20 protein-coding genes are annotated in these 24,886 nt (G+C 73.6%); 15 read left to right on the top strand and 5 right to left on the bottom strand.

Translation table 11 applies throughout. The annotated features are described in order from the left end of the window. The first annotated feature begins 92 nt into the window (after positions 1-92). From ABZ340_RS30670 to ABZ340_RS30680, 3 genes are read left to right on the top strand one after another with little or no spacing between them, the layout of a single operon-like run. Positions 93-1,157 (top strand): LLM class flavin-dependent oxidoreductase, encoded by a 1,065-nt coding sequence (locus tag ABZ340_RS30670; RefSeq protein ID WP_358785122.1) that lies wholly within the window; start codon positions 93-95, stop codon positions 1,155-1,157. Continuing rightward, positions 1,150-1,536 (top strand): TIGR03618 family F420-dependent PPOX class oxidoreductase, encoded by a 387-nt coding sequence (locus tag ABZ340_RS30675; protein WP_358785123.1) that lies wholly within the window; start codon positions 1,150-1,152, stop codon positions 1,534-1,536. Before ABZ340_RS30670 ends, ABZ340_RS30675 begins: the two co-directional genes overlap by 8 nt. 11 nt (positions 1,537-1,547) lie before the next feature. Next, positions 1,548-2,414, top strand: a complete 867-nt coding sequence (locus tag ABZ340_RS30680; protein WP_358785124.1) for a sulfurtransferase — start codon at positions 1,548-1,550, stop codon at positions 2,412-2,414. 21 nt (positions 2,415-2,435) lie between these two features. Here ABZ340_RS30680 and ABZ340_RS30685 read toward each other — a convergent pair whose 3' ends face one another. After that, positions 2,436-4,034, bottom strand: a complete 1,599-nt coding sequence (locus ABZ340_RS30685; protein ID WP_358785125.1) for an LLM class flavin-dependent oxidoreductase — start codon at positions 4,032-4,034, stop codon at positions 2,436-2,438. A gap of 12 nt (positions 4,035-4,046) precedes the next feature. Beyond that, on the bottom strand, positions 4,047-5,516 hold the full coding sequence (locus tag ABZ340_RS30690) for an MFS transporter (RefSeq protein WP_358785126.1): 1,470 nt from the start codon (positions 5,514-5,516) through the stop codon (positions 4,047-4,049). Between the two features lie 134 nt (positions 5,517-5,650). On the opposite strand from ABZ340_RS30690, the gene ABZ340_RS30695 reads away from it, so the two are divergent. The 3 genes from ABZ340_RS30695 (at position 5,651) to ABZ340_RS30705 (ending at position 8,720) form a co-directional block, all read left to right on the top strand. Then, a complete protein-coding gene (locus tag ABZ340_RS30695) occupies positions 5,651-6,166 on the top strand; it encodes a MarR family transcriptional regulator (RefSeq protein WP_358785127.1) in 516 nt (171 codons plus the stop codon). 231 nt (positions 6,167-6,397) lie between these two features. Next, positions 6,398-7,213: a response regulator transcription factor gene (locus tag ABZ340_RS30700; protein WP_358785128.1), complete on the top strand. Its 816-nt coding sequence runs from the start codon at positions 6,398-6,400 to the stop codon at positions 7,211-7,213. A gap of 325 nt (positions 7,214-7,538) precedes the next feature. Further along, the gene (locus ABZ340_RS30705; RefSeq protein WP_358785129.1) at positions 7,539-8,720 is read left to right on the top strand and encodes a cytochrome P450; all 1,182 of its coding nucleotides are present in this window, start codon (positions 7,539-7,541) and stop codon (positions 8,718-8,720) included. A 78-nt stretch (positions 8,721-8,798) separates the two neighbouring features. Here ABZ340_RS30705 and ABZ340_RS30710 read toward each other — a convergent pair whose 3' ends face one another. Next, positions 8,799-9,821 carry a Gfo/Idh/MocA family oxidoreductase gene (locus ABZ340_RS30710; RefSeq protein ID WP_358785130.1) on the bottom strand — a complete coding sequence of 341 codons (1,023 nt, stop codon included), beginning with the start codon at positions 9,819-9,821 and terminating at the stop codon, positions 8,799-8,801. 130 nt (positions 9,822-9,951) lie between these two features. Between ABZ340_RS30710 and ABZ340_RS30715 the strand changes: the two genes are divergently transcribed. The 8 genes from ABZ340_RS30715 to ABZ340_RS30750 all read left to right on the top strand — a co-directional run bounded on the left by ABZ340_RS30715 (position 9,952) and on the right by ABZ340_RS30750 (position 21,478). Next, complete coding sequence (locus tag ABZ340_RS30715) at positions 9,952-10,689, top strand: GntR family transcriptional regulator (protein ID WP_358785154.1); 738 nt, start codon at positions 9,952-9,954, stop codon at positions 10,687-10,689. A 366-nt stretch (positions 10,690-11,055) separates the two neighbouring features. Beyond that, a complete protein-coding gene (locus ABZ340_RS30720; protein WP_358785131.1) occupies positions 11,056-12,060 on the top strand; it encodes a sugar ABC transporter substrate-binding protein in 1,005 nt (334 codons plus the stop codon). Next, on the top strand, positions 12,057-13,109 hold the full coding sequence (locus tag ABZ340_RS30725) for an ABC transporter permease (protein ID WP_358785132.1): 1,053 nt from the start codon (positions 12,057-12,059) through the stop codon (positions 13,107-13,109). The genes ABZ340_RS30720 and ABZ340_RS30725 overlap by 4 nt, the downstream gene beginning before the upstream one ends. After that, complete coding sequence (locus tag ABZ340_RS30730) at positions 13,106-13,897, top strand: ATP-binding cassette domain-containing protein (protein ID WP_358785133.1); 792 nt, start codon at positions 13,106-13,108, stop codon at positions 13,895-13,897. Before ABZ340_RS30725 ends, ABZ340_RS30730 begins: the two co-directional genes overlap by 4 nt. Before the next feature lie 135 nt (positions 13,898-14,032). Next, positions 14,033-15,181 carry an ROK family glucokinase gene (locus tag ABZ340_RS30735; protein ID WP_358785134.1) on the top strand — a complete coding sequence of 383 codons (1,149 nt, stop codon included), beginning with the start codon at positions 14,033-14,035 and terminating at the stop codon, positions 15,179-15,181. Beyond that, entirely contained in the window at positions 15,178-15,777 is a 600-nt protein-coding gene (locus ABZ340_RS30740) for a sugar kinase (protein WP_358785135.1), read from the top strand. The genes ABZ340_RS30735 and ABZ340_RS30740 overlap by 4 nt, the downstream gene beginning before the upstream one ends. 260 nt (positions 15,778-16,037) lie before the next feature. After that, positions 16,038-18,899 (top strand): DEAD/DEAH box helicase, encoded by a 2,862-nt coding sequence (locus tag ABZ340_RS30745; RefSeq protein WP_358785136.1) that lies wholly within the window; start codon positions 16,038-16,040, stop codon positions 18,897-18,899. A gap of 299 nt (positions 18,900-19,198) precedes the next feature. Beyond that, on the top strand, positions 19,199-21,478 hold the full coding sequence (locus ABZ340_RS30750; RefSeq protein ID WP_358785155.1) for an SWIM zinc finger family protein: 2,280 nt from the start codon (positions 19,199-19,201) through the stop codon (positions 21,476-21,478). 99 nt (positions 21,479-21,577) lie between these two features. Here ABZ340_RS30750 and ABZ340_RS30755 read toward each other — a convergent pair whose 3' ends face one another. Then, positions 21,578-23,032, bottom strand: coding sequence for an amino acid permease (locus ABZ340_RS30755; protein ID WP_358785137.1), 1,455 nt, complete (start codon positions 23,030-23,032; stop codon positions 21,578-21,580). Positions 23,033-23,179: 147 nt separating this feature from the next. Between ABZ340_RS30755 and ABZ340_RS30760 the strand changes: the two genes are divergently transcribed. Further along, complete coding sequence (locus ABZ340_RS30760) at positions 23,180-24,034, top strand: IclR family transcriptional regulator (protein WP_358785138.1); 855 nt, start codon at positions 23,180-23,182, stop codon at positions 24,032-24,034. Between the two features lie 7 nt (positions 24,035-24,041). On the opposite strand, the gene hutC is transcribed toward ABZ340_RS30760, so the two are convergent. Beyond that, positions 24,042-24,791, bottom strand: a complete 750-nt coding sequence (hutC, locus tag ABZ340_RS30765; RefSeq protein ID WP_358785139.1) for a histidine utilization repressor — start codon at positions 24,789-24,791, stop codon at positions 24,042-24,044. Between the last annotated feature and the right edge of the window lie 95 nt (positions 24,792-24,886).

Genomic DNA, 24,886 nt, shown 5'->3' on the forward strand with positions numbered 1-24,886 from the left:
CGGGCGGCCATTCTCCGGGAGCCATCAACGGCAAACACCTCATCAGCCACACCCGGTCCTCCCGGACCGCCCAACATTCTTAAGGACACCTCATGGAGTTAGGTCTCATCACCTTCGGCAGTCTGCTCCCGGACCCGCTCACCGGCACCCGCCTGACACAGCGCCGGCGGCTGCGGGACGTCGTGCGGGCGGCCGCCGAGGCCGAGCGGCTCGGTTTCGCCTGGTACGCCATCGGCGAGCACCACTTCGGGGAACGCGACGTCATCCCGTCGCCGCCGCCGGTGCTGGCCGCGATCGCCGAGCACACCTCCACCATCCGGCTGGCCACCGGCGCCACCCTGCTCGCCAACCGGGACCCGGTGCTGGTCGCCGAGGACTACGCGCTGGTCGACCTGCTCTGTGACGGACGGCTGGAGATGATCCTCGGCGGCTCCTTCTTCCCCGAGCCGTACGCCGTCTTCGGGCAGGCCCCCGAGAGCAAGGCCGCCCGCAAACGCGAGGGCACCGAACTGCTGCTGAAGCTGTGGACGGAGGAACGGGTCAGCTGGCGGGGCGAGTTCCGGCCGCCGCTGGAGAACGTGCTCGTGCAGCCGCGGCCGGTGCAGGCCCGGCCGCCGTTCTGGATCAGCGGCGGCACCGGGCTGGACTCGGTACGGCTCGCCGTCGACCACGGGCTGCCGATGGTCGTGGGCACGACGGCGCGCCGGCCGGCCGAGTTCGTCCCGGTCTTCGACGCCTACCGCCGGCTGTGGAGGGAACACGGGCACCCCGGCCCGCCCGGCCGCCAGGGCGCGGCCAGCCACGTCTTCGTCGCCAGGACCTCGCAGCAGGCGCGGTCCCACTGGTCCGCCTACATCAACGCCTACCTCGACGTGCAGAAGCCGGGCACCACCGGCCCCGCGGTGCCCTTGGACTTCGACGGCTACACCGGCGACGACGGCCCGGCGATCTGCGGCAGCCCCGCCGAGGCCGTCGACCGGCTCGGACGGCTGCGGGAAGCCTGGGGCCACGACCTGCACCTGCTCGCCATCGACGTGGGCGGCATCCCGTACGCGGACGTGCAGGCCGCCACGGAACTGGTGGCGGCCGAGGTGCTGCCCCAGGTACGGGAGTGGGGGCCGGCCGGCGCCGGGAGGGAGGCGGTCGCGGATGCTTGACGACGACGTCCGCGTCCTCGCCACCGCCCGCACCCTGGGCGTCTTCACCACGCTGATGCCCGACGGCCGCCCCCAGACCAGCCTGGTGTGGCCGCACGCCGACGAGGAGCACCTGCTCGTCGGCACCCACACCGCCCGGCAGAAGTACCGCAACGTGATGGCCGACCCGCGCGTCAACCTGCTCCTGCTCGACTCCGCCGACAGCCGCCGCTACATCGAGGTGCGCGCCCGGGTCGTCGGCGTCGAGCGGGGCGAGGCCGCGCTGCGGCTGGCCCGGACCACCTTCGGCAAGTGGACGGGCAGCGAGCGGGTGCGGCGGGCGGAGGGCGAACGCGTGCTGCTGCGGCTGGCCGCCGAGCACATCCACCGCAAGGAGTGACAGGAGCCGACGTGAACGCATCCCCCCTTCCGCTCGCCCCCGTCGTCGACGCCGGGTGGCTCGGCGAACACCGCGCGGAGACCGTCCTGGCCGACGTCCGCTGGTACCCGGACGGCCGCAGCGGCCACGACGCCCATCTCGCCGGCCATCTGCCCGGTGCCGTCTGGGTCGACGTGGACACCGTGCTGTCCGCGCCGCCGGACGGCACCGGCGGACGGCACCCGCTGCCCGGCCCCGCCGCCTTCGCCCGGGCGCTCGGCGCCCTCGGCATCGGCCACGACACCACCGTCGTCGCCTACGACGACAACGGCGGCGCCTACGCGGCCCGCCTGGTCTGGCTGCTGCGCCGGACCGGGCAGCCGGCGGCCCTGCTCGACGGCGGACTCGCCGCCTGGCCGGGAGCCCTGGAGACCGGGCCGGTCACCCGTGACCCCGTGGAGCGCACCCCGGTCGACTGGCCGCGGGACCTGCTGCGGTCGGCCGACGAGGTGGCACGGGCCGCGGCGGGCACCGCCGTCGTCCTGGACGCCCGGGCGCCCGGCCGGTACTCCGGGGCCGACGTCCTGCCCACCGACGTGCGGTCCGGCCACATCCCCGGCGCCCGCAGCGCCCCCTGGTCCGCCAACCTGTCCGCCGACGGCACCTTCGCCCCGCCCGAACAGCTGGCCGCGCACTACGCGGCGCTCGGCGCGCGCCCCGGGACCGAGGTGATCGTCTACTGCGGCAGCGGGGTCACCGCCTGCCACGACCTGCTGGCGCTGGAACTGGCCGGGATGGACACCGCGGCCCTCTACCCGGGGTCCTGGTCCGCCTGGTCGGCGGAGCCCGCACGCCCCGTGGCGACGGGCCCGGACGACGGCCCGCCGCCGGGGCGGTGACCCGGCGGCGGGCCGGCCGGGCTACCAGCCCGTGCCGAACCGGGCCATCGGCTCGATCAGCTCCCGCTCCTCGTAGGACAGGTGGGACAGCAGCGCGTCGGTCAGCAGGTCCACCGCCTCCCGCAGGCCCCGCATCCGTTCGGGGCCGAGGTCCTCACTGCCGACGGAGGCCACCAGTTCCCGGTCGATCCGCTCGATGACCCCGTGGATGGCGTGGTGCTCCTCGGCGAGCCGGTCCAGGACCGGCCCCAGTTCCGGCTGCGCTCTGCGCAGATGCGGGAACAGGTCGTCGTCCTCCCGCAGGTGGTGGAGCGTGGTCACCCGGCAGTACGACGCGCAGTACGCGCCGAGCGTCCAGGAGTTCTGCCGCATGCTCAGCTTCTGCAGCTCCGAGCGCGCCTGCCCCGCGTCCAGGGTCTCGGCCAGCACCTGGCCGACGATCTCCCGCAGCCGGGCCAGGTCCTCGCGGAGCTGGTCGTGCGCGGCGATCAGGTTCCTGGCCGGCTCCTCCTGCCGGGGCGTGTAGCGCCGCCCCGGGTCCGAGGGCGGACCGGTGGGCCGGGACGCCTCGTCCCACAGGCGTACGGCACTGTGCCGCAGCCCGGGGTCCGGCGTGGGCCGTACGGTCAACGGCCGTCCGGCCTCGCGGGCGGCCCCGGCCGCGCCCCGGGACACCGCGTTCCCGGACACCGCGTCCGGCGACGGGGCGCCGGCGGCCGGGACCCGGTCCGTCCGCGCCCCGTCACGCCGGGCCCGGGCCGCGGCGACCAGCTCCCGGGTGGCGGGCGCCACCTCCTGGCCGAAGATCTGGACGAGCTCCGGATGGTGGGCGGGCAGCAGATACGCGCTGGTGCCCGTCTCCAGGGTCAGTTCGGCCAGTTGCTCGGGCCAGTCGGCCGGCCCGCCGCGCGGGAAGCCGCCGTCGCCGGGGGAGAGGTTGTACAGCCGGCGCACCGCCTGCGGCGAGCGGCCCGCCTCGACGGCCGCCTCGTCGACGATGCGCTGGCCCGCGGCGAGCCGGCCCGGCGGCACATGCGGCACGCTGGGCAGCCAGCCGTCCGCGACCGCGCCGGTCAGCCGCAGCATCCGCGGCCCCACCGCCCCGATCCAGACCGAGATGCCGTGCGCCGGCTCGGGACCCGGTGCCGCCCCGTACAGGCCGTAGTGCTTGCCGTCCACATGCGCCCGCCCGCCCCGGGACCACAGGGCCCGGATGACCTCCACGGCCTCGCGGGTGGCGGTGACGGCCTCCCCGGGAGTGCGGTGCGGGCCGCCCTCGGCGGTGATGCGGTCCCAGTAGGCACCGGCGCCCAGGCCGAGTTCGACGCGTCCGCCGCTGAGCCGGTCCAGGCTCGCCGCGGTGCGGGCCAGGGCCGCGGGCGGACGCAGCGGCAGGTTGGCCACGTTGGGGAAGACCCGGACCCGGGAGGTGACGGCGGCGGCCACCGCCAGCACCGTCCAGGCGTCCAGGAAACCCGGCTGGTAGGGGTGGTCGGGGACGCTCAGCAGGTCCAGCCCGGCCCGGTCCGTCGACCGGGCCAGGGCGACGGCGTCCTGCGCCTGCCCGGCGGCGGGCAGCAGGACGGTGCCGAAGAGAACGTCGTGACCGTAGTCGGGCATGGACGGCGCTCCTCAGGCGGTGGTGGAACGGCTCGGCCGGGCCGGGGTCTTGGCCGGGGCCGGAGCCTTGCGCAGCCGGCCGGGACCGGCGAGCGCGGCCAGGGTCGCCACACCCAGCGCGATCGCCGACATCGTGAACGCCGTGGTGTATCCGGACTCGGCCGGGATCGAGGTGCCCGGAACGGTGTCGGACGCGACCAGGGAGGCGGCGATCTGGGCGCCCAGGGAACCGCCGATGGTCCGCATGATCGTGTTGATGCCGGTCGCCTCGCCCGTCTGGCTCGGCTCCACGGCGCTCACCACGAGGTTGGCCAGGGCGGCGAAGGCGAAGCCGACACCGATGCCGAGCACCGCCGAGCCGGTGTACATCGTCCACTTCTCGTCGTGCGCGCCGGCGTAGACCACGAAGCCGAGCACACCGATCAGGCAGGCCAGCACGAGCGGCAGCTTGAAGCCCACGGCGGCACCGATCCGGCCGGCGAGCGGACTGGCGAACAGCATGGTGACGGCCATGGGCACCATGAACAGGCCGGCCTCGGTGACCGAGGCGCCGAAGCCGTAGCCCGCCTGCGGCGGGGTCTGGGCGAGCAGCGGCACCAGGGTGAACGCGCCGTACATGCCGAACCCGATGATGAGCGCGGTCACGTGTGAGGTCGCGACCGCGGGCCGGCGCAGCAGCCGGATGTCGACGAGCGGTTCCCGCAGCCGGCTCTCCACCGCCACGAACACCGCGAGCAGCACCACGGCCGCGACGAACAGGCCGATCACACCGCCCGAGCCCCAGCCCCAGGACTTGCCCTGGCTGATGGCGATGAGCAGCGCCACCACGCCCGCGCTCAGCAGCACCACGCCGGTCCAGTCGATCCGGCCCGGCGAACGGACGGGGGACTCCTTGATGAACGCGGCGACCGCCAGGATGCCCAGCACGATCACGACCAGGCCGGCCCAGAAGATCCAGTGCCAGCCGAGGGCGTCGACGAGGGGGCCGGGGATGACGAGCCCGACGCCGAAGCCGATGCCGAAGGTGGAGCTGATCAAGCCGATGGCGACCGGGACGCGTTCGCGCGGGAACTGGTCGCGGACGATGCCGAAGGCGAGGGGGAAGGCGGCCGATCCGACGCCCTGCACGGCACGTGCGGCGATCAGCATGCCGATCGAGTTCGACACCGCGGCGAGCAGCGTGCCGAGGGCGAAGACCGTCAGGCTGGCGATGAGGACGCGCCGCTTGCCGAACATGTCGCCGACCCGGCCGAGCAGGGCGGTGGCCACGGAGGAGGTCAGCAGGAACGCGCTGAGCACCCAGGAGACCACGGTCGTACTGGTGTCGAACTCCCGCTGCAGGTCGGGCAGGGCGGGCACGACCATCGTCTGCATCAGGGAGAACGAGAGCACCGCGATCAGCAGGGCGGTGAACGGCGCCGCGACACCCGGCGCGGCCGGCGCGGCCGGCGGTGAGCCCTGGGTGGTCTTCGAGTCGGTCATGGTGTGGTCCTTCGAGGTGCGGGCAGCGCGACGCGACGACGGGCGCCGGCTGCACGGCGAATTAATGTCATCACGTAATGGTTGCACGACGTAATCCTTACGTCCAGGTCCACTTTCGGGTTATGCTCCGAGGCATGAAGGAAGCCGACGCCTGCCCTCCCGACGTGCCCGCCGGTGACGCCGGCGGCCGTCCGCCGAGCCTGCTGGCACTGCCCTCGTACCTGGTCAGCCATGTCGCGCGGCTCGGTCACGAGTCGCTCGTCGCCGCCGTCGGCGAGCACGGCCTGAGGCTTCCGCACTTCGCCGCGCTCACCGCCCTCGCCGACTTCGGGCCGCTGCCGCAGCACGAACTGGCCGCGCGGCTCGGCCTGAACCGCAGTCATCTCGTCGGCTACCTCGACACGGTCGAGCAGCGCGGTCTGGTGCAGCGCACCCGTGACCCGGCCGACCGCCGCCGGCAGGTGGTGGCGCTGACCCCGGAAGGGGAGCGGCTCCAGCGCCACCTGCTGGAGGCGGCGCGGCGGGCACAGGACGGCTTCCTGGGAGAGCTGACGACGGCCGAGCGTCATGTGCTGGCGGAGCTCCTGCGCCGGATCCTCGTCGCCGGTGACCGCGCGGACGCGTCGGAGAGTTCCGCCGCGCACGCCTGAGGCGGGGCCGGCCGGAATGAGTTCAAGCCACTCTGCGGGAATTCCGGGACGGCTTACCGGCCGACGGAGTACGCCGGTTTCGCCCCGGCTTCTCGGTATGCCGAAATCTTATGACCGGGCAACTCCGTATAGGCGCAATGCTGCTTCACGAAGGCGCAACATGGTATTCACGGCAAAATTCCTTGTATCGATTACCGTTGGCGGGGTAGGTTTGCGCCGAGTTCGACCTGCATGACGTCCTGGAAGTGGCCGGGGGAAACCATGGTTGATCGCTTACCGGAAGTGCAGTCGGAGCCTGTCATACCTGCCCAGCGCGGTGCTCGTGCCCGTTCGGCCACGGTGGAGGAGCCACCGCCGCCCACCCGTTCGGCGCCGCAGCCGACGACCAGTTGGCGCATTCTCGTCGTCGAGACCGACCCCGCCGAGGCCGAACCGCTCGTCGGTGCCCTGCGGCGGCACGGACACACGGTCGATCACGTGGCGCGGGGCTGCGCCGCGCTCAGCGCCCACGAGGGCGTCGATCTGGTCCTTTTCGATCTCGACCTGCCCGATCTCGACGGCCTGGAGGTCTGCAAGGCGATTCGCGCGGTCAGTTGTGTGCCCATGATCGCGGTCACCGGGCGGGACTCGGAGGTCGACCTGGTTCTGGGGCTGCAGGCAGGCGCCGACGACTACGTCGTCAAGCCCTACGGATTCCGGGAACTGATGGCCCGTATCGAGGCGGTCATGCGCCGGACCCGCGGTGCGTGGAGCCCCGCGGCCCGCGAGATTCAGTACGGCCCGCTGCATATTGACTTGAATTCACGGGAGGTCACCCTCGACGGCCGGGGGGTGGGGCTGACACGTAAAGAATTCGATCTGCTCTGCATTCTTGCCGCGCAACCCGGGTCCGTCATTCCGAGAAAGCGTTTGCTGCAGCAGGTCTGGGGTGATTCCTGGTCCCGTCGCACCGTGGACACCCATGTCAGCAGTTTGCGCAGCAAACTGGGGGGAAGCGACTGGATCATCACCGTACGAGGGGTGGGATTCAAGCTGGGAAACGGCTGAGCGACCTGATGGACGCGGCGTCAGGAACCGGGCCGCCCTCAGCAGTACCTCCATAGTTCCCCACGGCAGGATCCGCGCTGTGCGGCTCTGCCGCCCGCCCGGTGCACGGCGCGCGATCGTGCGGTCGGCTCCACCTGCTTCCTGCCGGTGGCCGGCATCGGCGTCGCGGGCGCGGACACCGCGCCCCAGGACCTCCGGCCGCCGCCGGCACCCGGCGCACCCGCGCGCGAGCGCCTCACGGCACGGACTGACGGGCATGTGAGGGGCGCCGACGGGCACGAACGCGCGCCGTCGTACGTTGGGCGGGACGAGAGGGGGGACCACCATGACGGATGTCATCGATCTGGGTGAGTACGGCGACGCGTTCCGCACCGACCCGCACCGGGTGTACGCCGAACTGCGTGCCCGAGGCCCGGTCCACCGCGTACTGCCGCCCGAGCCCAACCGCTTCGAGACCTGGCTCGTCGTCGGGTACGAGGAGGCACGGGCGGCGCTGGCCGATCCGCGCCTGGCCAAGGACCCCGGCGGGATCGGCGTGCGGCCGCTGGACGAGGAGCTGATAGGGAAGTACCTGCTGGTCGCCGACCCGCCCCAGCACACCCGGCTGCGCGGGCTCGTCTCCCGTGCCTTCACCATGCGCCGGGTGGAGCGGCTGGCGCCGCGGATCCAGCGGATCACCGACGACCTGCTGGACGCGATGCTGCCGCACGGCCGCGCCGACCTCGTGGAGTCCTTCGCCTACCCGCTGCCGATCAGCGTGATCTGCGAACTGCTCGGCGTGCCCGAGATGGACCGCGACGCGTTCCGGAAGATGTCGACGGAGACGGTCGCCCCCACCAGCGCGGAGAGCGAACACGACGCCATCGCGCGGCTCGCCGCCTACCTCACCGACCTGATCGAGGACAAGCGGTGCGCGGGGCCGGGCGACGACCTGCTGAGCGACCTGATCCGGATCACCACCGAGGACGGGGACCGGCTCTCCCCCGGGGAACTGCGCGGCATGGCCTACGTCCTGCTGATCGCGGGCCACGAGACGACGGTCAACCTCATCACGAACACGGTCCTGACCCTGCTGCGGCACCCGGACCGGCTCGCCGCCCTGCGCGCCGACACGAGCCTGACCGACGCGGTCGTCGAGGAAGTGCTGCGCTACGAGGGACCGGTGGAGAACGCGACGTTCCGGTACGCCGCGCAGCCGCTGGAGATAGGCGGCGTGCCCATCGCGCAGGGCGAGGCGGTGATGATCGGCCTCGCCGCCGCCGGCCGTGACCCCGGCCGCTACCCCGGCCCGGACCGCTTCGACCTCCACCGCGAGACCCGCGGCCACCTCGCCTTCGGCCACGGCATCCACTACTGCCTGGGCGCCCCGCTGGCCCGTCTGGAGGCGCGCACGGCGATCCGCACCCTGCTGGAGCGCGCCCCCGACCTGGCCCTCGACGGCCCGCCCGGCGAGTGGCTGCCGGGCATGCTGATACGGGGGGTGCGCAGCCTGCCGGTGCGCTGGTGACGCCCGTTCGGTGAAGAGGTCCCGCGTCTCGCCGCGTCCCGTACGCAGGCGGGGCGCCGACGAGGCCGGCCCGGCCGGTCACCCCGCCACCGACTCCGCCGCCCCCGGGATCTCCGCCAGATGCACCGGCCGGTGCTCCCGCCGGGACAGCTCGCACGCCTCGGCGATCCGCAGGGCCTGCAACGCCTCCCGCCCGTCACAGGGATTGGCCCGCTCACCGCGCACCACCTCGACGAACGCCGACAACTCCGCCTCGTAGGCGGGCCCGAAGCGTTCCACGAACCCCGTCCACGGCTTGTCGGCGGCCGGCGGCCCGGTCGGCTCGGTGGACGCGACCGGCGTCCGGTCGTCCAGGCCGACGACGATCTGGTCCAGCTCCCCGGCCAGCTCCATGCGGACGTCGTAGCCCGCGCCGTTGAGCCGGGTCGCGGTCACCGTGGCGAGCGTGCCGCCGGCGAGGGTCAGCAGCGCCGCGCCGGTGTCGACGTCGCCCGCCGCGCGGAACATCGGCGGACCGGCGTCGGACCCGGCCGCGTACACGTCGACGACCTCCTGCCCGGTGACCCAGCGCAGGATGTCGAAGTCGTGGACCAGCGTGTCCCGGTACAGCCCGCCGGACCCCGGCAGATACGCGGCCGGCGGCGGCTCCCGGTCGCTCGTCAGCGCCCGGACGGTGTGCAGCCGCCCGAGCCGCCCGGACCGTACCGCCTCCCGCGCCCCCGCGTAGCCCGTGTCGAAGCGGCGCTGGAAACCCATGTGCAGGACCGTCCCGGCCGCCTCGACCTCGGCGAGCGCGTGCAGCGTGCCGGGCAGGTCGAGCGCGATGGGCTTCTCGCAGAACACCGGCAGCCCCGCACGCGCCGCCCGGCCGATCAGCCCGGCGTGGGCCGGGGTCGCCGTCGCGATCACCACGGCGTCCACGCCCCACCGGAAGATCTCGTCCACCCCCGGCGCCGCCGTCTCGCCCAGCCGCTGCGCCAGCTCCTGCGCCCGTGCCGCGTCCGTGTCCGTCAGGATCAGCGAGCCGACGTCACGATGGCGGCTGAGCGTGTTCGCGTGGACGGTGCCGATCCGGCCCGTACCGATGACCCCGATGCGCATGCCCTCACGGTGGGCTCGGAGCCCGCCCGCTGTCAACGCCCATGTCCGGACAACCTGACTACACGACTTCCCGTCATCAGCGCACGGAGTTACGCTCGGGCCCGTGCCGAAACCGGAAAGGGCCCCGACCGTGCCGCTCGATCTCACCGTGGACCGCGGCAGCCCCGTGCCGCTGTACTTCCAGCTCTCGCAGCGGCTGGAGGCGGCGATCGAGCGCGGGGACCTGACACCCGGCAGCCTGCTGGGCAATGAGATCGACCTCGCCGCGCGCCTCGGCCTGTCCCGGCCCACCGTCCGCCAGGCCATCCAGTCGCTCGTCGACAAGGGCCTGCTCGTGCGCCGCCGCGGCGTCGGCACCCAGGTCGTGCACAGCAGGGTCAAGCGGCCCCTGGAGCTCAGCAGCCTCTACGACGACCTGGAGGCGGCGGGGCAGCGTCCGGCCACGAAGGTCCTGGTCAACACCGTGGTTCCCGCCGACATGGAGATCGCCGCCGCCCTCGGCGTCCCCGAGGGCGGTGACGTGCACCGGGTGGAGCGGCTGCGGCTGGCGCACGGGGAGCCGATGGCGTACCTGTGCAACTTCCTCCCGCCGGGCCTGCTCGATCTGGGCACCGAGCAGCTGGAGGCCACCGGTCTGTACCGGCTGATGCGCGCCGCCGGGATCACGCTGCACAGCGCCCGCCAGTCCATCGGCGCCCGCGCCGCCACCGCCGTCGAGGCGGAGCGGCTCGGCGAGGCCGAGGGCACCCCGCTGCTGACCATGCAGCGCACCACCTTCGACGACACCGGCCGCGCGGTCGAGTTCGGCACCCACGTCTACCGGCCGTCCCGCTACTCCTTCGAGTTCCAGCTGCTCGTGCGGTCGTGAGCGCACGCCGCTCCCGCGGCCCCGAGCGTCTCGCGCCTGCCCGTTCCGTGAGCGCCCCGTGCCTGCCCGTTCCGTGAGCGCCTCGCACCTGCCCGTTCCGCGAGGGCCTCGTGTCTGCCCGTTCCGCGAGGGCCTCGTGTCTGCCCGTTCCGCGAGGGCCTCGTGTCCGTCTGTCCCGCGAGGTTCCGTGCCTGTCCGCCCCCGAGGCCGACCGACCGACTTCTTCCTAATGTTCGGACAAAATGACTGACGTATGCTCCCCGGAGGCAGGGTGCCGGAGGCCCATGTCCGACAATGGGGCGTTTGGGGCCGGTGGGAGAACCGGCCCCCACGTACGACAGAGCACGGCAAGAAGGGCACGGCCTCGTGGCACGGTTTCGGACCTGGGTAGGCATCGCGGTGGCAGGGGCGCTGTCGCTGTCGCTCGCCGGATGCAGCAGCACCGGCGGCAAGCGCGCCGAGGACGCCCGCAAGGCCGCGGCGGCCCAGGGCAGGGCGGCGGTGGACACACCGCGCTGGACCTTCGCGATGATCACCCACTCGGGCGATGGCGACACCTTCTGGGACATCGTCCAGAGCGGCGCCGAACAGGCCGCCGTCAAGGACAACATCAACTTCCTGTACTCGCACGACGACGAGGCGCAGCAGCAGGCGCAGCTCGTGGACGCGGCCGTCGACAAGAAGGTCGACGGGATCATCGTCACGCTCGCCAAGCCCGACGCGATGAAGGCGGCCGTCGCCCGCGCGCGCAAGGCGGGCATCCCGGTGATCACCGTGAACTCCGGCTCCGCGGAGTCGAAGGAGTTCGGCGCGCTCACCCACATCGGCCAGGACGAGACGATCGCCGGCGAGGCGGTCGGCGAGCAGCTGAACGCGCGCAAGCGGAAGAAGGCGGTCTGCGTCCTGCACGAGCAGGGCAACGTCGGCCACGAGCAGCGCTGCGACGGCGTGGAGAAGACCTTCGACGGCACCGTCCAGCGGCTGTACGTCAACGGCACCAGCATGCCCGACGTGCAGTCCGCCATCGAGGCCAAGCTCCAGACGGACAGGTCCGTCGACGCCGTCGTCACGCTCGGCGCCCCGTACGCCGACACCGCCGTGAAGGCCAAGCAGGGCGCGAACAGCGACGCCGAGATCGACACCTTCGACCTCAACGCCAAGGTGGCCGCCGGCCTGAAGGACGGCACCCTCGGCTTCGCCGTCGACCAGCAGCCCTACCTCCAGGGCTACCAGGCGGTCGACCTGCTGTGGCTGTACAAGTACAACGCCGACGTCCTCGGCGGCGGCCGGCCGGTGCTCACCGGGCCGCAGATCATCACCAAGGACGACGCCGACGCGCTGGCGGACTTCACGAAGCGGGGAACGCGATGAGCGCCACCACCGGCACGAAGACCACGGACGGCGGGGACGAGAGGGTCCTGCGGACCTCGCCGCTGCGCAAGCTGCTGGGCCGCCCCGAGCTCGGCTCGGTCGTCGGCGCCCTCGCGGTCTTCGTCTTCTTCGCTCTGGCCGCCGACAGCTTCCTGCGCGTCTCCAGCCTCGGCACGGTCCTGTACGCCGCCTCCACCATCGGCATCATGGCCGTGCCCGTCGCGCTGCTGATGATCGGCGGGGAGTTCGACCTGTCCGCGGGCGTGATGGTCACCTCCTCGGCGCTGATCTCGTCGATGTTCAGCTACCAGATGACCGCCAACGTCTGGGTCGGCGTCGGCGTGTCCCTGCTGGTCACCCTGGCCATCGGCGCCTTCAACGGCTTCATGCTGACCCGCACGAGGCTGCCCAGCTTCATCATCACGCTCGGCACCTTCCTGATGCTGACCGGCATGAACCTCGGCTTCACCAAGCTGATCGACGGCACCGTCTCCACCAAGACCATCGCCGACATGGAGGGCTTCCCCTCCGCCCGCGACGTCTTCGCCTCGACGCTCACCGTCGGCGGCGCCGACATCAAGATCACCATCGTGTGGTGGCTCGCGATGGTCGCCGTCGCCAGCTGGATCCTGCTGCGCACCCGCGCGGGCAACTGGATCTTCGCGGTCGGCGGCAACCAGGACGCCGCCCGCGCCGTCGGCGTCCCCGTGAACAAGACCAAGATCGGCCTCTACATGGGCGTCGCCTTCGGCGCCTGGGTGGCCGGCCAGCACCTGCTCTTCTCCTACGACGTCGTCCAGTCCGGCGAGGGCGTCGGCAACGAGCTGATCTACATCATCGCCGCCGTCATCGGCGGCTGCCTGATCACCGGCGGCTACGGCAGCGCCATCGGCTCGGCAGTCGGCGCGCTGCTGTTCGGCATGACCAGCAAGGGCATCGTCTTCGCCGAGTGGAACCCCGACTGGTTCAAGTTCTTCCTCGGAGCCATGCTGCTCCTCGCGACCCTGCTCAACGCCTGGGTCCGCAAGCGCGCGGAGGCCACCAAGTGACGCAGACCGCACCGCGTACGGCGCTCGTCGAGCTGTCCGGCGTCGGCAAGCACTACGGAAACGTCCGCGCCCTCGAAGGGGTCTCGCTCCAGGTCCACGCCGGCGAGATCACCTGCGTGCTGGGCGACAACGGAGCCGGCAAGTCCACCCTCATCAAGATCATCGCCGGTCTGCACCAGCACGACGCCGGCACGCTGGCCATCGAGGGCGAGGAGACCCGCCTGTCCTCCCCGCGCGAGGCCCTGGACCGCGGCATCGCGACCGTCTACCAGGACCTGGCCGTCGTCGGCCTGATGCCGGTGTGGCGGAACTTCTTCCTCGGCTCCGAGCCGCGCAAGGGCACCGGCCCCTTCAAGCGCCTGGACGTCGACCTCATGCGCGAGACCACCCGCGCCGAGCTGCTCCGCATGGGCATCGACCTGCGCGACGTGGACCAGCCCATCGGCACCCTCTCCGGCGGCGAGCGCCAGTGCGTGGCGATCGCCCGCGCGGTGTACTTCGGCGCGAAGGTGCTGGTCCTGGACGAGCCCACGGCGGCGCTCGGCGTGAAGCAGTCCGGCGTGGTGCTGAAGTACGTGGCGGCGGCCCGGGACCAGGGTCTGGGCGTCGTGCTGATCACCCACAACCCGCACCACGCGTACCTGGTGGGGGACCGGTTCGTGCTCCTGAAGCGGGGCACGATGGTGGGGAATCACACACGGGAGGAGATCACCCTGGACGAGCTGACCCGTCAGATGGCGGGCGGCAACGAACTGGACGACCTCCGCCACGAGCTGCAACGCCCCTAGGAGGACGGGGAACCGCCCGGCCGGCCACGACGCGCCCACGGGCGGTGCGCACCGGGGTATACCGGGGCAGGCCGGGCGCCATTCCGTCACTCCCCGTACGACACGCAGCGTGAGCGTACGGCAGAATCGGCCCCGATGAGCACCTACCGCGACCTCACCGCCCCCATCGGCTCCCGCCGGGCCACCGTGCTGCGCACGGTGGGCACCCGGGAGCGCCGCTCGCACCTGACGGCGCCCCGCGTGCCCACCGTCGGCATCGACATCGGCGGCACGAAGGTGATGGCGGGCGTCGTCGACGCCGACGGCAACATCCTGGAGAAGCTCCGCACGGAGACCCCGGACAAGTCCAAGAGCCCCCAGGTCGTCGAGGACACCATCGTCGAACTGGTCCTGGACCTGTCCGACCGGCACGACGTGCACGCCGTCGGCATCGGCGCGGCCGGCTGGGTCGACGCCGACCGCAACCGCGTGCTGTTCGCCCCCCACCTGTCCTGGCGCAACGAACCCCTCAGGGACCGCCTCTCCGGCCGGCTCTCCGTGCCCGTCCTGGTCGACAACGACGCCAACACCGCCGCCTGGGCCGAGTGGCGCTTCGGCGCCGGCCGCGGCGAGGACCACCTCGTCATGATCACGCTCGGTACCGGCATCGGCGGCGCGATCCTGGAGGACGGCCAGGTCAAGCGCGGCAAGTACGGCGTCGCCGGCGAGTTCGGACACATGCAGGTCGTCCCCGGCGGCCACCGCTGCCCGTGCGGCAACCGCGGCTGCTGGGAGCAGTACAGCTCCGGCAACGCCCTGGTCCGGGAGGCCCGCGAGCTGGCCGCGGCCGACTCGCCGGTGGCGTACGGGATCATCGAGCACGTCAAGGGCCAGATCTCCGACATCACCGGCCCCATGATCACCGAGCTGGCGCGCGAGGGCGACGCCATGTGCATCGAGCTGCTCCAGGACATCGGGCAGTGGCTCGGCGTCGGCATCGCCAACCTCGCCGCGGCCCTCGACCCGTCCTGCTTCGTCATCGGCGGCGGGGTCAGCGCCGCCGACGACCTGCTGATCGGCCCCGCCCGCGACGCCTTCAAACGCCAGCTCACCGGCCGCGGCTACCGCCCCGAGGCCCGCATCGTCCGCGCCCAGCTCGGCCCCGAGGCCGGCATGGTCGGCGCCGCCGACCTGGCCCGCCTGGTCGCCCGCCGCTTCCGCCGGGCCAAGCGGCGCCGGGTGGAGCGGCACGAGCGCTACGAGAAGTACGCACAGGCCCGCCGCTCGGCCCGGGAGGCGTCGTGACGGAGGCCCCGCCGCAGCGGACCGGAGCCCCGGAGGGCCCCGGGTCCCCGGAGACCTCCGGGAACCCGGCCGGGGACCGCCGCCGCGTGATCCGCCGCAGGGCCCTCACCCTGCTCATCATCGTGCTCCTCATCGGCATCCCGGCCGGTTACCTGGTGATCTCCGCCAACCAGAGCCGGGACAGCGGCCGGGACAAGGAGAAGAAGTACTCGGCGACCGGCCTGACCGAGGGCTGGCCGTCCAAGCTGCAGCGCCGCATCTACCAGGTGCCCGTCCCGCACCCCGCCGCCAAGGTCGCGTACTACGAGACGAACAACTGGAAGACCAGCCGCCTGTACGTCCAGTTCGAGACCACCGCCGCGGGGCTGGACGCCTTCCTCGCGGGCGTGGGCGTCCACCGGGACGACCTCGAACGGGACCGCATCACCATCAGCGGCCGCGACCAGCGGATCACCGGCTGGGAGCTCACCGGCCCCGGTCCCTGGCAGGGCCTCGTCCACGAGCAGGAGAACCCGGCCCCCACGCACGACATCGTCGTCGGCACGGCCGACCCGGACCGTCCGATGGTGTACGTCGTCTCCCGCACGGTTCCCTGACGTCCCGCACGGTTCTCTGACGTCCCGCACGGTTTTCCGGCGAACGGAGCCGGGACGCGGGACTCGGCAGCCGGGGGCGCGGGCCGCAGCAGCCGGGCGCGGGTCTTCCGGCCCGGCGTCCGGCGGTGTTGCCCGGGTCCGGCGGTGTGGCCCGGGGCCATCCGTCGCCGCCCGGCCGGCCGCCGGGGCCGATTGTCAGACCCCGCCCGTAGAGTCGAAGACATCCGATCGGACCCGTGGGCGGGAGGGGGGCAAGACGTATGAGCGACAGGACCGCGCTGCCCGGGCCTGCGCAGGCGGCGCGGGAGTCCGCCCCGGACGTCTCCCGGGACGTCTCCCTCCGGCTCGCCGCCGTCTTCCTGCCCGCGCCCCTCCCGCGCGAGGGCCGGGTCGCCTTCTGGGACCCCGAGGGCGGCGGCCTGCCCGCCCCGGACACCGAGCTCACCGTCGTACGGCGGCACGGCACCGGCGTACGGCGCAGGACCACGCCCGCGCTGTCGCTCCCGCTCGCCGAGGCCCTGCCCCTGCTGGTCCGCGCCCGGCACGCCTCGGCCGCCCACCCCGCCACCGCCTGCTGGGGCGCCGCCGCCCTGCACGCCCTGCGGCTCACCGCGCGCGGCCGGCTGCTGCCCGGACTGACGGCGACGGGCCACGACGCCTGGCGGGCCGGACCGCTGGACCCGGACGACCTCGCGCACCTGCGCGCGGTGGCCGCCGCCCTGCCCCCGGAGGGACACGCGGTGCCGCTGGACGGCCCGGGGCCGATCCGGCTCCCCGAGCCGGAAGCGCTGATGCGCGCCTTCCTGGACGCGGTCGCGGACATCCTGCCCCGCACCCCGGCCGCGCCCCACGCCTCGGGCAGGCCCTTCGCCGCGCGCGAGCCCCGGCACCTGCCCACGGCCCACGACTGGGCGGCGGAGGTCGCCGCGGGCATGGACGCGGGCGTGCGGATCTCGCTCCGCCTGGACCTGTCGGCGTACGACCTGTTCGACCGCGGCGACGACACCGGCGGGGCCCGCGGCGCCGGCGCGGCGATCGTCCAGGTGCACAGCCTCGCCGACCCCACCCTGGTGGCCGACGCCGCCGACCTGTGGGCGGGCACGGCGGACGCCGCCTTCGGACCTCGCGCGCGCGTGGACACCGCCCTCGCGGTGCGCCGCGCGGCCCGCGTCTGGCCGCCGCTCGACCGGCTCGCCCGCCAGGACGTGCCCGACGTCCTGGCCCTGTCCGAGGAAGAGCTCGGCGACCTGCTCGGCGTCGCGGCCACCCGGCTCGCCGCGGCCGGGGTCGCCGTCCACTGGCCCCGCGACCTGGCCCAGGACCTGACCGCGACGGCGGCGGTCACACCCGCCCCCGGCTCGGCGACCGACGGCACCGGCTTCTTCGAGAGCGGGGAGCTGCTGCGGTTCCACTGGCAGCTCGCCCTCGGCGGCGACGCGCTGACCGAGGCCGAGATGGACACGCTCGCCGAGGCCCACCGCCCCGTCGTACGGCTGCGGGACCGCTGGGTCCTGGTCGACCCGGCCCTCGTCCGCCGGGCCCGCAAGCGGGAGCTGGGACTGCTGGACCCGGTCGACGCGCTGTCCGTCGCGCTCACCGGCAGCGCCGAGGCCGACGGCGAGACGGTGGAGGCGGTGCCCGTCGGCGCCCTGGCCGCGCTGCGCGACCGCATCACCGCGGGCGTGGACCCGGCCGAGCCGCCCCCCGGCCTGCACGCCACCCTCCGCGACTACCAGCTCAGGGGCCTGGCCTGGCTGGACCTGATGACCTCCCTCGGCCTCGGCGGCTGCCTCGCCGACGACATGGGCCTGGGCAAGACGGTCACCCTCATCGCCCTGCACCTGAAGCGGGCGCGCAGCGAACCGACGCTCGTGGTCTGCCCGGCCTCGCTGCTCGGCAACTGGCAGCGGGAGATCCACCGGTTCGCCCCCGGCGTCCCCGTCCGCCGCTTCCACGGCCCCGACCGCAGCCTGGACGGACTGAGCGGCGGTTTCGTCCTCACCACGTACGGCACGATGCGGTCGGCGGCACCGGAGCTCGCCGGGCAGCGCTGGGGCATGGTCGTCGCCGACGAGGCGCAGCACGTCAAGAACCCCTACTCGGCCACGGCGAAGGCCCTGCGCACCATCCCGTCCCCGGCCCGCGTGGCCCTGACCGGCACCCCGGTGGAGAACAACCTCTCCGAGCTGTGGGCCCTGCTCGACTGGACCACCCCCGGCCTGCTCGGCCCGCTGAAATCCTTCCGCGCCCGGCACGCGCGCGCGGCGGAGAACGGCGAGGACGACGAGGCGGTGCGGCGCCTGGCCCGCCTCGTCCGCCCCTTCCTCCTGCGCCGCCGCAAGTCCGACCCGGGGATCGTCCCCGAGCTGCCGCCGAAGACCGAGACGGACCACCCCGTCCCGCTCACCCGCGAGCAGGCCGCGCTGTACGAGGCGGTGGTGCGCGAGTCGATGCTGGCCATCGAGTCCTCGCAGGGCATGGCCCGCCGCGGGCTGGTGCTCAAACTGCTCACCTCCCTGAAGCAGATCTGCGACCACCCCGCGCTCTTCCTGAAGGAGGACCACCCGCCCGGAGCCGGTGACCGCCTGGCCGCCCGCTCCGGCAAACTCGCCCTCCTCGACGAGCTGCTGGACACCGTGCTCGCGGAGGACGGCTCGGCGCTCGTCTTCACCCAGTACGTCGGCATGGCCCGCCTCATCACCTCCCACCTGGCCGCCCGCGCGGTCCCCGCGGAGCTGTTGCACGGCGGTACGCCCGTACCGGAGCGGGAGCGCATGGTGGACCGCTTCCAGGCCGGCGCGACCCCCGTCCTCGTGCTCTCCCTGAAGGCGGCCGGCACCGGCCTGAACCTCACCCGCGCCGGTCACGTCGTCCACTTCGACCGCTGGTGGAACCCGGCCGTCGAGGAGCAGGCCACCGACCGCGCCTACCGCATCGGCCAGACCCAGCCCGTCCAGGTCCACCGCCTGATCACCGAGGGCACGGTCGAGGACCGCATCGCCGAGATGCTGGAGGCCAAGCGGGCCCTGGCCGACGCGATCCTCGGCTCCGGCGAGACCGCCCTCAGCGAACTGACGGACCGCGAACTGTCCGACCTGGTGTCCCTGCGGAGGCCGACATGACGCCCGGACCCGCCGACGAGGCCCGCCGCGCCCTGCGGGCCGCACGGAAGCGGCAGGAGGAGACGCCGGACCGGCGCCCGGCCGGCGCCGCGTCCCCGCCGCGCACCGCCGAGACGGACCCGGCGCCGGAGACCGCCGGTGCCGGTGAGACCACGGAACGCGCGGACGCTGCCGCGCGGGTCGCGGAAGGCGCGGCCCTCACGGATGCCGAGGCGGCCGTGGCCGACGCGCGGCGTGCGGAAGCCGATGACGACGCGGAGGCGGGAGGCTCCGCCGGCCTCGGCGCACCCGCCGGGGCGGTGACACCTCCGGCGGACGGTGACGGGCGCCCCGGCCCTCGTCCGGCCGATGAGGCCCGGGCGGCGCTGCGGCGGGCGGTGTCCGCACGGCGCACCGCACCGCGCGGTACCGACGACTCGGCCGCCGGGGCCGGGCCGGCCGGGGTCGGATCGGCCGGGGCCGGGCCGGCCGGAGTCGGGAAGGGATTGGCCGGAGACGGACCGGCCCGGGACGGGCTGGCCGGGGCCGGGAATGGATGGGACGGGAACGGACAGACCGGAGACGGACAGACCGGAGACGGACAGACCGGAGACGGACCGGCTGGGGACGGACCGGCCGGAAATGGGCCGGCCGGAAATGGGCCGGCCGGAAATGGGCCGGCCGGAAATGGGCCGGCCGGAAATGGGCCGTCTGGGGACGGGCCGGCTCCGGGCTCGTCCGCGCGTGCTCGTGAGGTGAAGCCGGACGGTCTCCCGCTCCGGGAGCCGCGCCGGCCCGTCGGCGCATCCCGCACCGACCGCACCGACAGCCCTGTCCCGCCAGCCCGGCGCACCGCGGGCGACCGGCCCGGCGCCCGCCCCGGGGACGCCGCGCGTGAGGCCCTGCGAGCGGCCCTCCGGGAAGCGCGGCAGACCCGCGCCGGTGACACGGCCGGGGAGACCGGAAGCACGTCCCGCCCGTCCCGCCCCGGGCCTTCCGCGCCTCTCTCGCCTTCCGTGCCTTCCGTGCCTTCCGCCCCTCGCGCCCGGAATACCTCGCGTACCGAGGACGCCGTCCGGGCCCGTGCCGTACGGGAGTTGCTCAAGGACGCGTTCCGGATGCCGCCCGAGACCGACCACGCCGGGGAGGCACCCGCCCCTGCCGGGGAGGCACCCGCCCCCGCCGCCGGGTCTCCCGGTCTTCCCGGGCTCCCCGAGCCGCCCGCGGGCTCCCCGGCCGGCGCGTCGCGGCAGCCGGAACCGTCCGGTCCGTCCGGTCCGCCGCCCGGCTGTACCTCCTCCGCGCCACCCGCCCCACCCCAGGTTCCCCCCTCCATGGCCGCCCCGGGGCGCGACGGCGAGCACCGGCGCACCTTTCCCGCCTTCCCCGCCCGTACGACGGCCGACGGCGGGTTCGCCGAGACGTGGTGGGGCAACGCATGGGTCACCGCGCTGGAGGAGGCCGCGCCGGACCCCGAGCGGCTGGCACGCGGGCGCGGTTACGCGGAGCGGGGGCACGTCGACGCGATCACCGTGACGCCCGGGCTCGTGCTCGCGTACGTCCGGGGCAGCCGTCCGCGCCCTTACCGGGTGCAGCTGCGGCTGCGCACGCTCGACGACGCCGCGTGGGAGCGGTTCCTGGACACCGCCGCCGAGCGGCCGGGACACATCGCCGCCCTCCTCGACAAGGAACTGCCCCCCTCGCTCGCGGACTGCGGCGTCCCCCTGCTCCCCGGCCCCGGCGACCTCGCCCCGCACTGCAACTGCCCCGACTCCGGCCACCCCTGCAAGCACGCCGCCGCCCTCTGTTACCAGACGGCACGACTGCTGGACGCCGATCCCTTCGTCCTGCTCCTGCTGCGCGGACGCGGCGAACGCGAGCTGATCGACGCCCTGTCCCGGCTCAGCGCCGCCCGAGCGGCCCGCGCCGCCCGGTCCGGGCAACCGGCGCCCCTGCCCGGCGTACGGGCGAGCGAGGTCCTGACGCCACGCCGGCTCCCTCCGCTCCCGGCCCCGTTGCCCGCGCCTCCGCACCCGGAGCAGCTCCCCGTCTACCCGGCGGCGCCCGGCGGCCCGGACCCCTTCGCGCTGGACCAGCTGGCCACCGACGCCGCCGCCCGGGCGCACGCGCTGCTCACCACGGGCCGCGACCCGGTCGGCGGCCTGACGCTGTGGCAGGACGCCGTCCGCCTCGCCGCCGCCCGCCCCGGCTCCGGTCTCACCGCCGCCACCCGGGCCCTGTACGCCTCCCTCGCCGCCGCCACCGGCCGCACCACGGCCGACCTGGCGCGCGCGGTCGCCGCCTGGCGCCAGGGCGGCCTGGAAGGACTCACCGTCCTCGAAGAGCCCTGGGACCCGCCGGCCGGCCGCTTCGACCGCGCGCGGCCTCTCCTCCTCGCCGCCGACCTCCCCGCCTTCCGCCCCTGGCGCAACCGCCTCACCCACCCCCTCGGCCACGTCCAGCTCCGCCTGGGCCGGGACGGACTGTGGTACGCCTACGAGTCGGAACCCGGCCGCGAGGACTGGTGGCCCCGCGGCACCCCCGACCTCGACCCGGTGGGCGCCCTGACGGGCCTGGGCGCCCCCGGCGGCCCCTCCTGACGCCCCGCCCCGCCGCCGGCGGTCACGCTCTCGGCGACCTCGTCGCCCAGCCCGGCGGCCTTTGCCCGCGAGCAGGACGAGGGCGGTTGCGGGCGGCGGTCATCGCGGTGTGCCGGCCGGCCCCTCCAGATCCGCCAGGGCTCCGTCCGGCCTCTGGTCCCCCCGCGTCTCCGCGGCGGCCACGGGCTGCGGGCCGGGACGCCGCGGCCGGACCCAGAGGGCGTGGACACCCGCGAGGAGTGCCAGCCACACCGCGCCGACGACCAGGGCGATCCGGGTGCTCTCGTAGAAGCCGAGCAGCACCATGACCGCGGTCATGAAGACGATGGCGGCGATCTGGCCGTAGGGCCAGAAGGGAGCGGGGAACTTCAGGGCCGCCGCCTCCTCGGCGGACATCGACCTCCGTGCCTTCACGTGGGTGAGCAGGATCATCAGCCACACCCAGACGGTGGCGAACGTCGCGATCGAGGAGATGATCAGGAAGATCCTGTCGGGCATGAGGACGTTCAGCAGCACGCCGAGCAGCAGGGCCCCGATCATGATGAGGGTGGTCACCCACGGCACGCCGTTGCGGGTGAGCCGCAGCATGACCGCGGGGCCCTGCCGCCGCTCCGCCAGGCCGTACATCGTGCGGCCCGCGGCGAAGATGTCGCTGTTGATCGCCGACAGAGCGGCGGTGAGGACGACGAGGTTCAGCACGGCGGCCGCGGACTTGAGCCCGACACCGGTGAAGATCTCGACGAAGGGGCTGCCCGAGGAGTCGATGTCCTGCCAGGGGGTGATCGACATGATCACGGCGAGGGTCAGGACGTAGAAGAGGATGATCCGCAGCGGGATGGAGTTGACCGCGCTCGGGATGGTCTTCTCCGGGGACTCCGCCTCACCCGCCGTGACACCGATGATCTCCGTGCCGCCGAAGGCGAACATCACGACGGCGAAGGAGATGACGAAACCGTCGATGCCGTTCGCGAAGAAGCCCCCGTGGCCCCACAGGTTCGACAGGCCGACGTGGCCGTCGCCGCTGCCCAGACCGAAGGCGATCACGGCGATGCCGACGAGGATCATCGCGACGATGGCGACGATCTTCACCAGGGAGAGCCAGAACTCCAGCTCGCCGAAGACCTTGACGCTGACGAGGTTGAGCATGCCGATGAGGAGGACGGCGGCCAGCACCCAGATCCAGCGCGGCACGTCGGGGAACCAGAAACCCATGTAGACACCGACCGCGGTGATGTCCGCCACGCAGACGATGACCATCTCGAAGGCGTACGTCCAGCCCGTGGTGAATCCGGCGAGCGGGCCGAGGTGCCTGGTCGCGTACTCGCCGAAGGAGCCGGCGCTCGGGGAGGCCACGGCCATCTCGCCGAGGGACCGCAGCACGAGGAAGACGGCGGCTCCGCCGATCAGATAGGCCAGCAGGACTGCGGGCCCGCCGGCCTTGATCGACTCGGAGGAGCCGTAGAAGAGCCCCGTGCCGATCGCGGAGCCGAGGGCGATGAAGCGGATGTGCCGGGAACGGAGCCCTCTGCTCAGGCCGGTGGTGTCGGTACGCAAAACGAGTGTCTCCCTCTTCGGGGTGTGCGCCGGAAGGCAGGGCGGGGCGATGTCTGGCGCGCCCGCGCCGGTTCGTCGTCCGAACTCCCGGCGGCGGACGGCTGCCTGTATATTCCTGCCTATACAGGAGCGTCAAGGGGTGGCCCGATGAGTGAACGCGCGTCGACGCCGGACACGCCGTCGTCGTCGAGGGCGTCGTCGAGCGCGTCACCGGCCGTCGGCCGGGCGCTGGACATGCTGGTGTACCTCGCCGGGCGCCCCGGGCTGGTGCAGGCCGCGACGCTCGCCCGCGACCTGGGCATCCCGAGGTCGTCGGCGTACCACATCCTCACCGTCCTGGCCGACCGCGGCTTCGTCACCTACGTGCCGGCGGAGCAGGCGTACGGGCTGGGCGTCACTTCTTTCGAGGTGGGCTCCGCCTATCTGCGCCATGAGCCCCTGGAACGGCTCGCCCGGCCCATTCTACGTGGCCTCGCGAGCCGCCTCGGCCAGACGGTGCACCTGGGGGTCCTGCACGGCGCGGAGACGGTCTACCTGCTCAAGGAGCGACCGCCCGCAGGCCGGGCCGGCGACGTCGACATCGCCCTCGTCACCGACATCGGCGTGCGTCTGCCGGCCCACCTCACGGCCAACGGGCGCGCCATCCTCGCTCACACCTCCGAGGCGCAGCTGCGGGCGCTCTTCCCCCGGCCCGGCGACCTGACCACCCGCACGGGCAAGGGGCCGCGGACGCTGCCGGAGCTGGTGGGCGAGCTGTCCCGGGAACGCGAGCGCGGCTGGTCGCAGGAGGTCGAACTGGTCACCCAGGGGTTCTGCTCGATGGGGGTGGCGGCGTTCGACCACAACGAGCGGCCCGTCGCGGCGATCAGCACCACCTGGCGCCGCCACCACGGCCTGCACGACGTGGAGCGGGTACGGGACGTCCTGCGGCAGGGCGCCGCACGGCTGACCGCGGCCGTCTCGGGCCATGCGCCGGCGACGGGGACGGCGTCCGCCGCCTGAGCGGGCGTCAGTGCGTGGCGAACGAGCCCTCCAGGCGGTAGCGGGAGCCGGGGTGCAGCAGCCGCGCGATGCTGACGAGCGCGTCCCGCGACCAGGTGCGGCGGAAGATCAGCAGGCACGGCTCGGACGGCGCGATGCCGAGGATCGCGCACTCCTCCGGCGACGCCGGCACCGCTTCCACGATGTGCTCGCCCCTGCCCAGCGGCGCGACCTTGGAGAGGAACGCGAACGGCGTCTGCCGGGTGAAGTCCTGCTCCAGGTAGCCGGGTGCGAAGGCCGGGTTGACGTAGCGGTCCTCGAGCTGGAGCGCCACCCCGTCCTCGTAGTGCACCACTCGCGAGTGGAAGACCGGCTGCCCCTCGCCCAGACCGAGGTGTGCGCCGGTCTTCTCGTCGGCCCGCTCCTCGCGCAGGGACAGCACCCGGGCCTCGTACCGGTGGCCTCGCCCGCGCACCTCGTCGGCGATGTCGTGCACCTCCAGCAGCGCGGAGGTGGCCTTCCTCGGGGCGACGAAGCTGCCCACCCCCATGACCCGCCGGATGAGGCCCTCGGTGGCCAGTTCGCGCAGAGCGCGGTTGACCGTCATACGGGACAGGCCGAGCGCCTCGACGAACTGGCTCTCCGACGGCAGGGCGTCGTCCTCACGCCAGTGGCCGTCCGCGATCTGCCGGGCGACGAGGTCCTTGACGCGCTGGTACGCGGGGGAGGAGCCGGCCGTGTGCTGCTCGTACAGCCGGCCGAGCTCTGCTGGATCCACGACCAAGCCGCCCATCGTCCTCGTCATCCGCTCCGCTGCCGCCGCCTCGTACCCGACTCGCATCCTAAAGGAGAGGCTCTCCCCGGGAGAGGCCG

The sequence above is a fragment of the Streptomyces sp. NPDC006134 genome (assembly GCF_040628835.1).
Classification (GTDB): Bacteria; Actinomycetota; Actinomycetes; order Streptomycetales; family Streptomycetaceae; genus Streptomyces.

Coding starts and splice junctions, on each gene's coding strand:
- ABZ340_RS30760 (WP_358785138.1), top strand. CDS start 23,180: ATGAGTGAACGCGCGTCGACGCCGGACACGCCGTCGTCGTCGAGGGCG.
- ABZ340_RS30710 (WP_358785130.1), bottom strand. CDS start 9,821: ATGCGCATCGGGGTCATCGGTACGGGCCGGATCGGCACCGTCCACGCG.
- ABZ340_RS30705 (WP_358785129.1), top strand. CDS start 7,539: ATGACGGATGTCATCGATCTGGGTGAGTACGGCGACGCGTTCCGCACC.
- ABZ340_RS30670 (WP_358785122.1), top strand. CDS start 93: ATGGAGTTAGGTCTCATCACCTTCGGCAGTCTGCTCCCGGACCCGCTC.
- ABZ340_RS30690 (WP_358785126.1), bottom strand. CDS start 5,516: ATGACCGACTCGAAGACCACCCAGGGCTCACCGCCGGCCGCGCCGGCC.
- ABZ340_RS30675 (WP_358785123.1), top strand. CDS start 1,150: ATGCTTGACGACGACGTCCGCGTCCTCGCCACCGCCCGCACCCTGGGC.
- ABZ340_RS30725 (WP_358785132.1), top strand. CDS start 12,057: ATGAGCGCCACCACCGGCACGAAGACCACGGACGGCGGGGACGAGAGG.
- ABZ340_RS30745 (WP_358785136.1), top strand. CDS start 16,038: ATGAGCGACAGGACCGCGCTGCCCGGGCCTGCGCAGGCGGCGCGGGAG.
- ABZ340_RS30695 (WP_358785127.1), top strand. CDS start 5,651: ATGAAGGAAGCCGACGCCTGCCCTCCCGACGTGCCCGCCGGTGACGCC.
- ABZ340_RS30735 (WP_358785134.1), top strand. CDS start 14,033: ATGAGCACCTACCGCGACCTCACCGCCCCCATCGGCTCCCGCCGGGCC.
- ABZ340_RS30685 (WP_358785125.1), bottom strand. CDS start 4,034: ATGCCCGACTACGGTCACGACGTTCTCTTCGGCACCGTCCTGCTGCCC.
- ABZ340_RS30700 (WP_358785128.1), top strand. CDS start 6,398: ATGACGTCCTGGAAGTGGCCGGGGGAAACCATGGTTGATCGCTTACCG.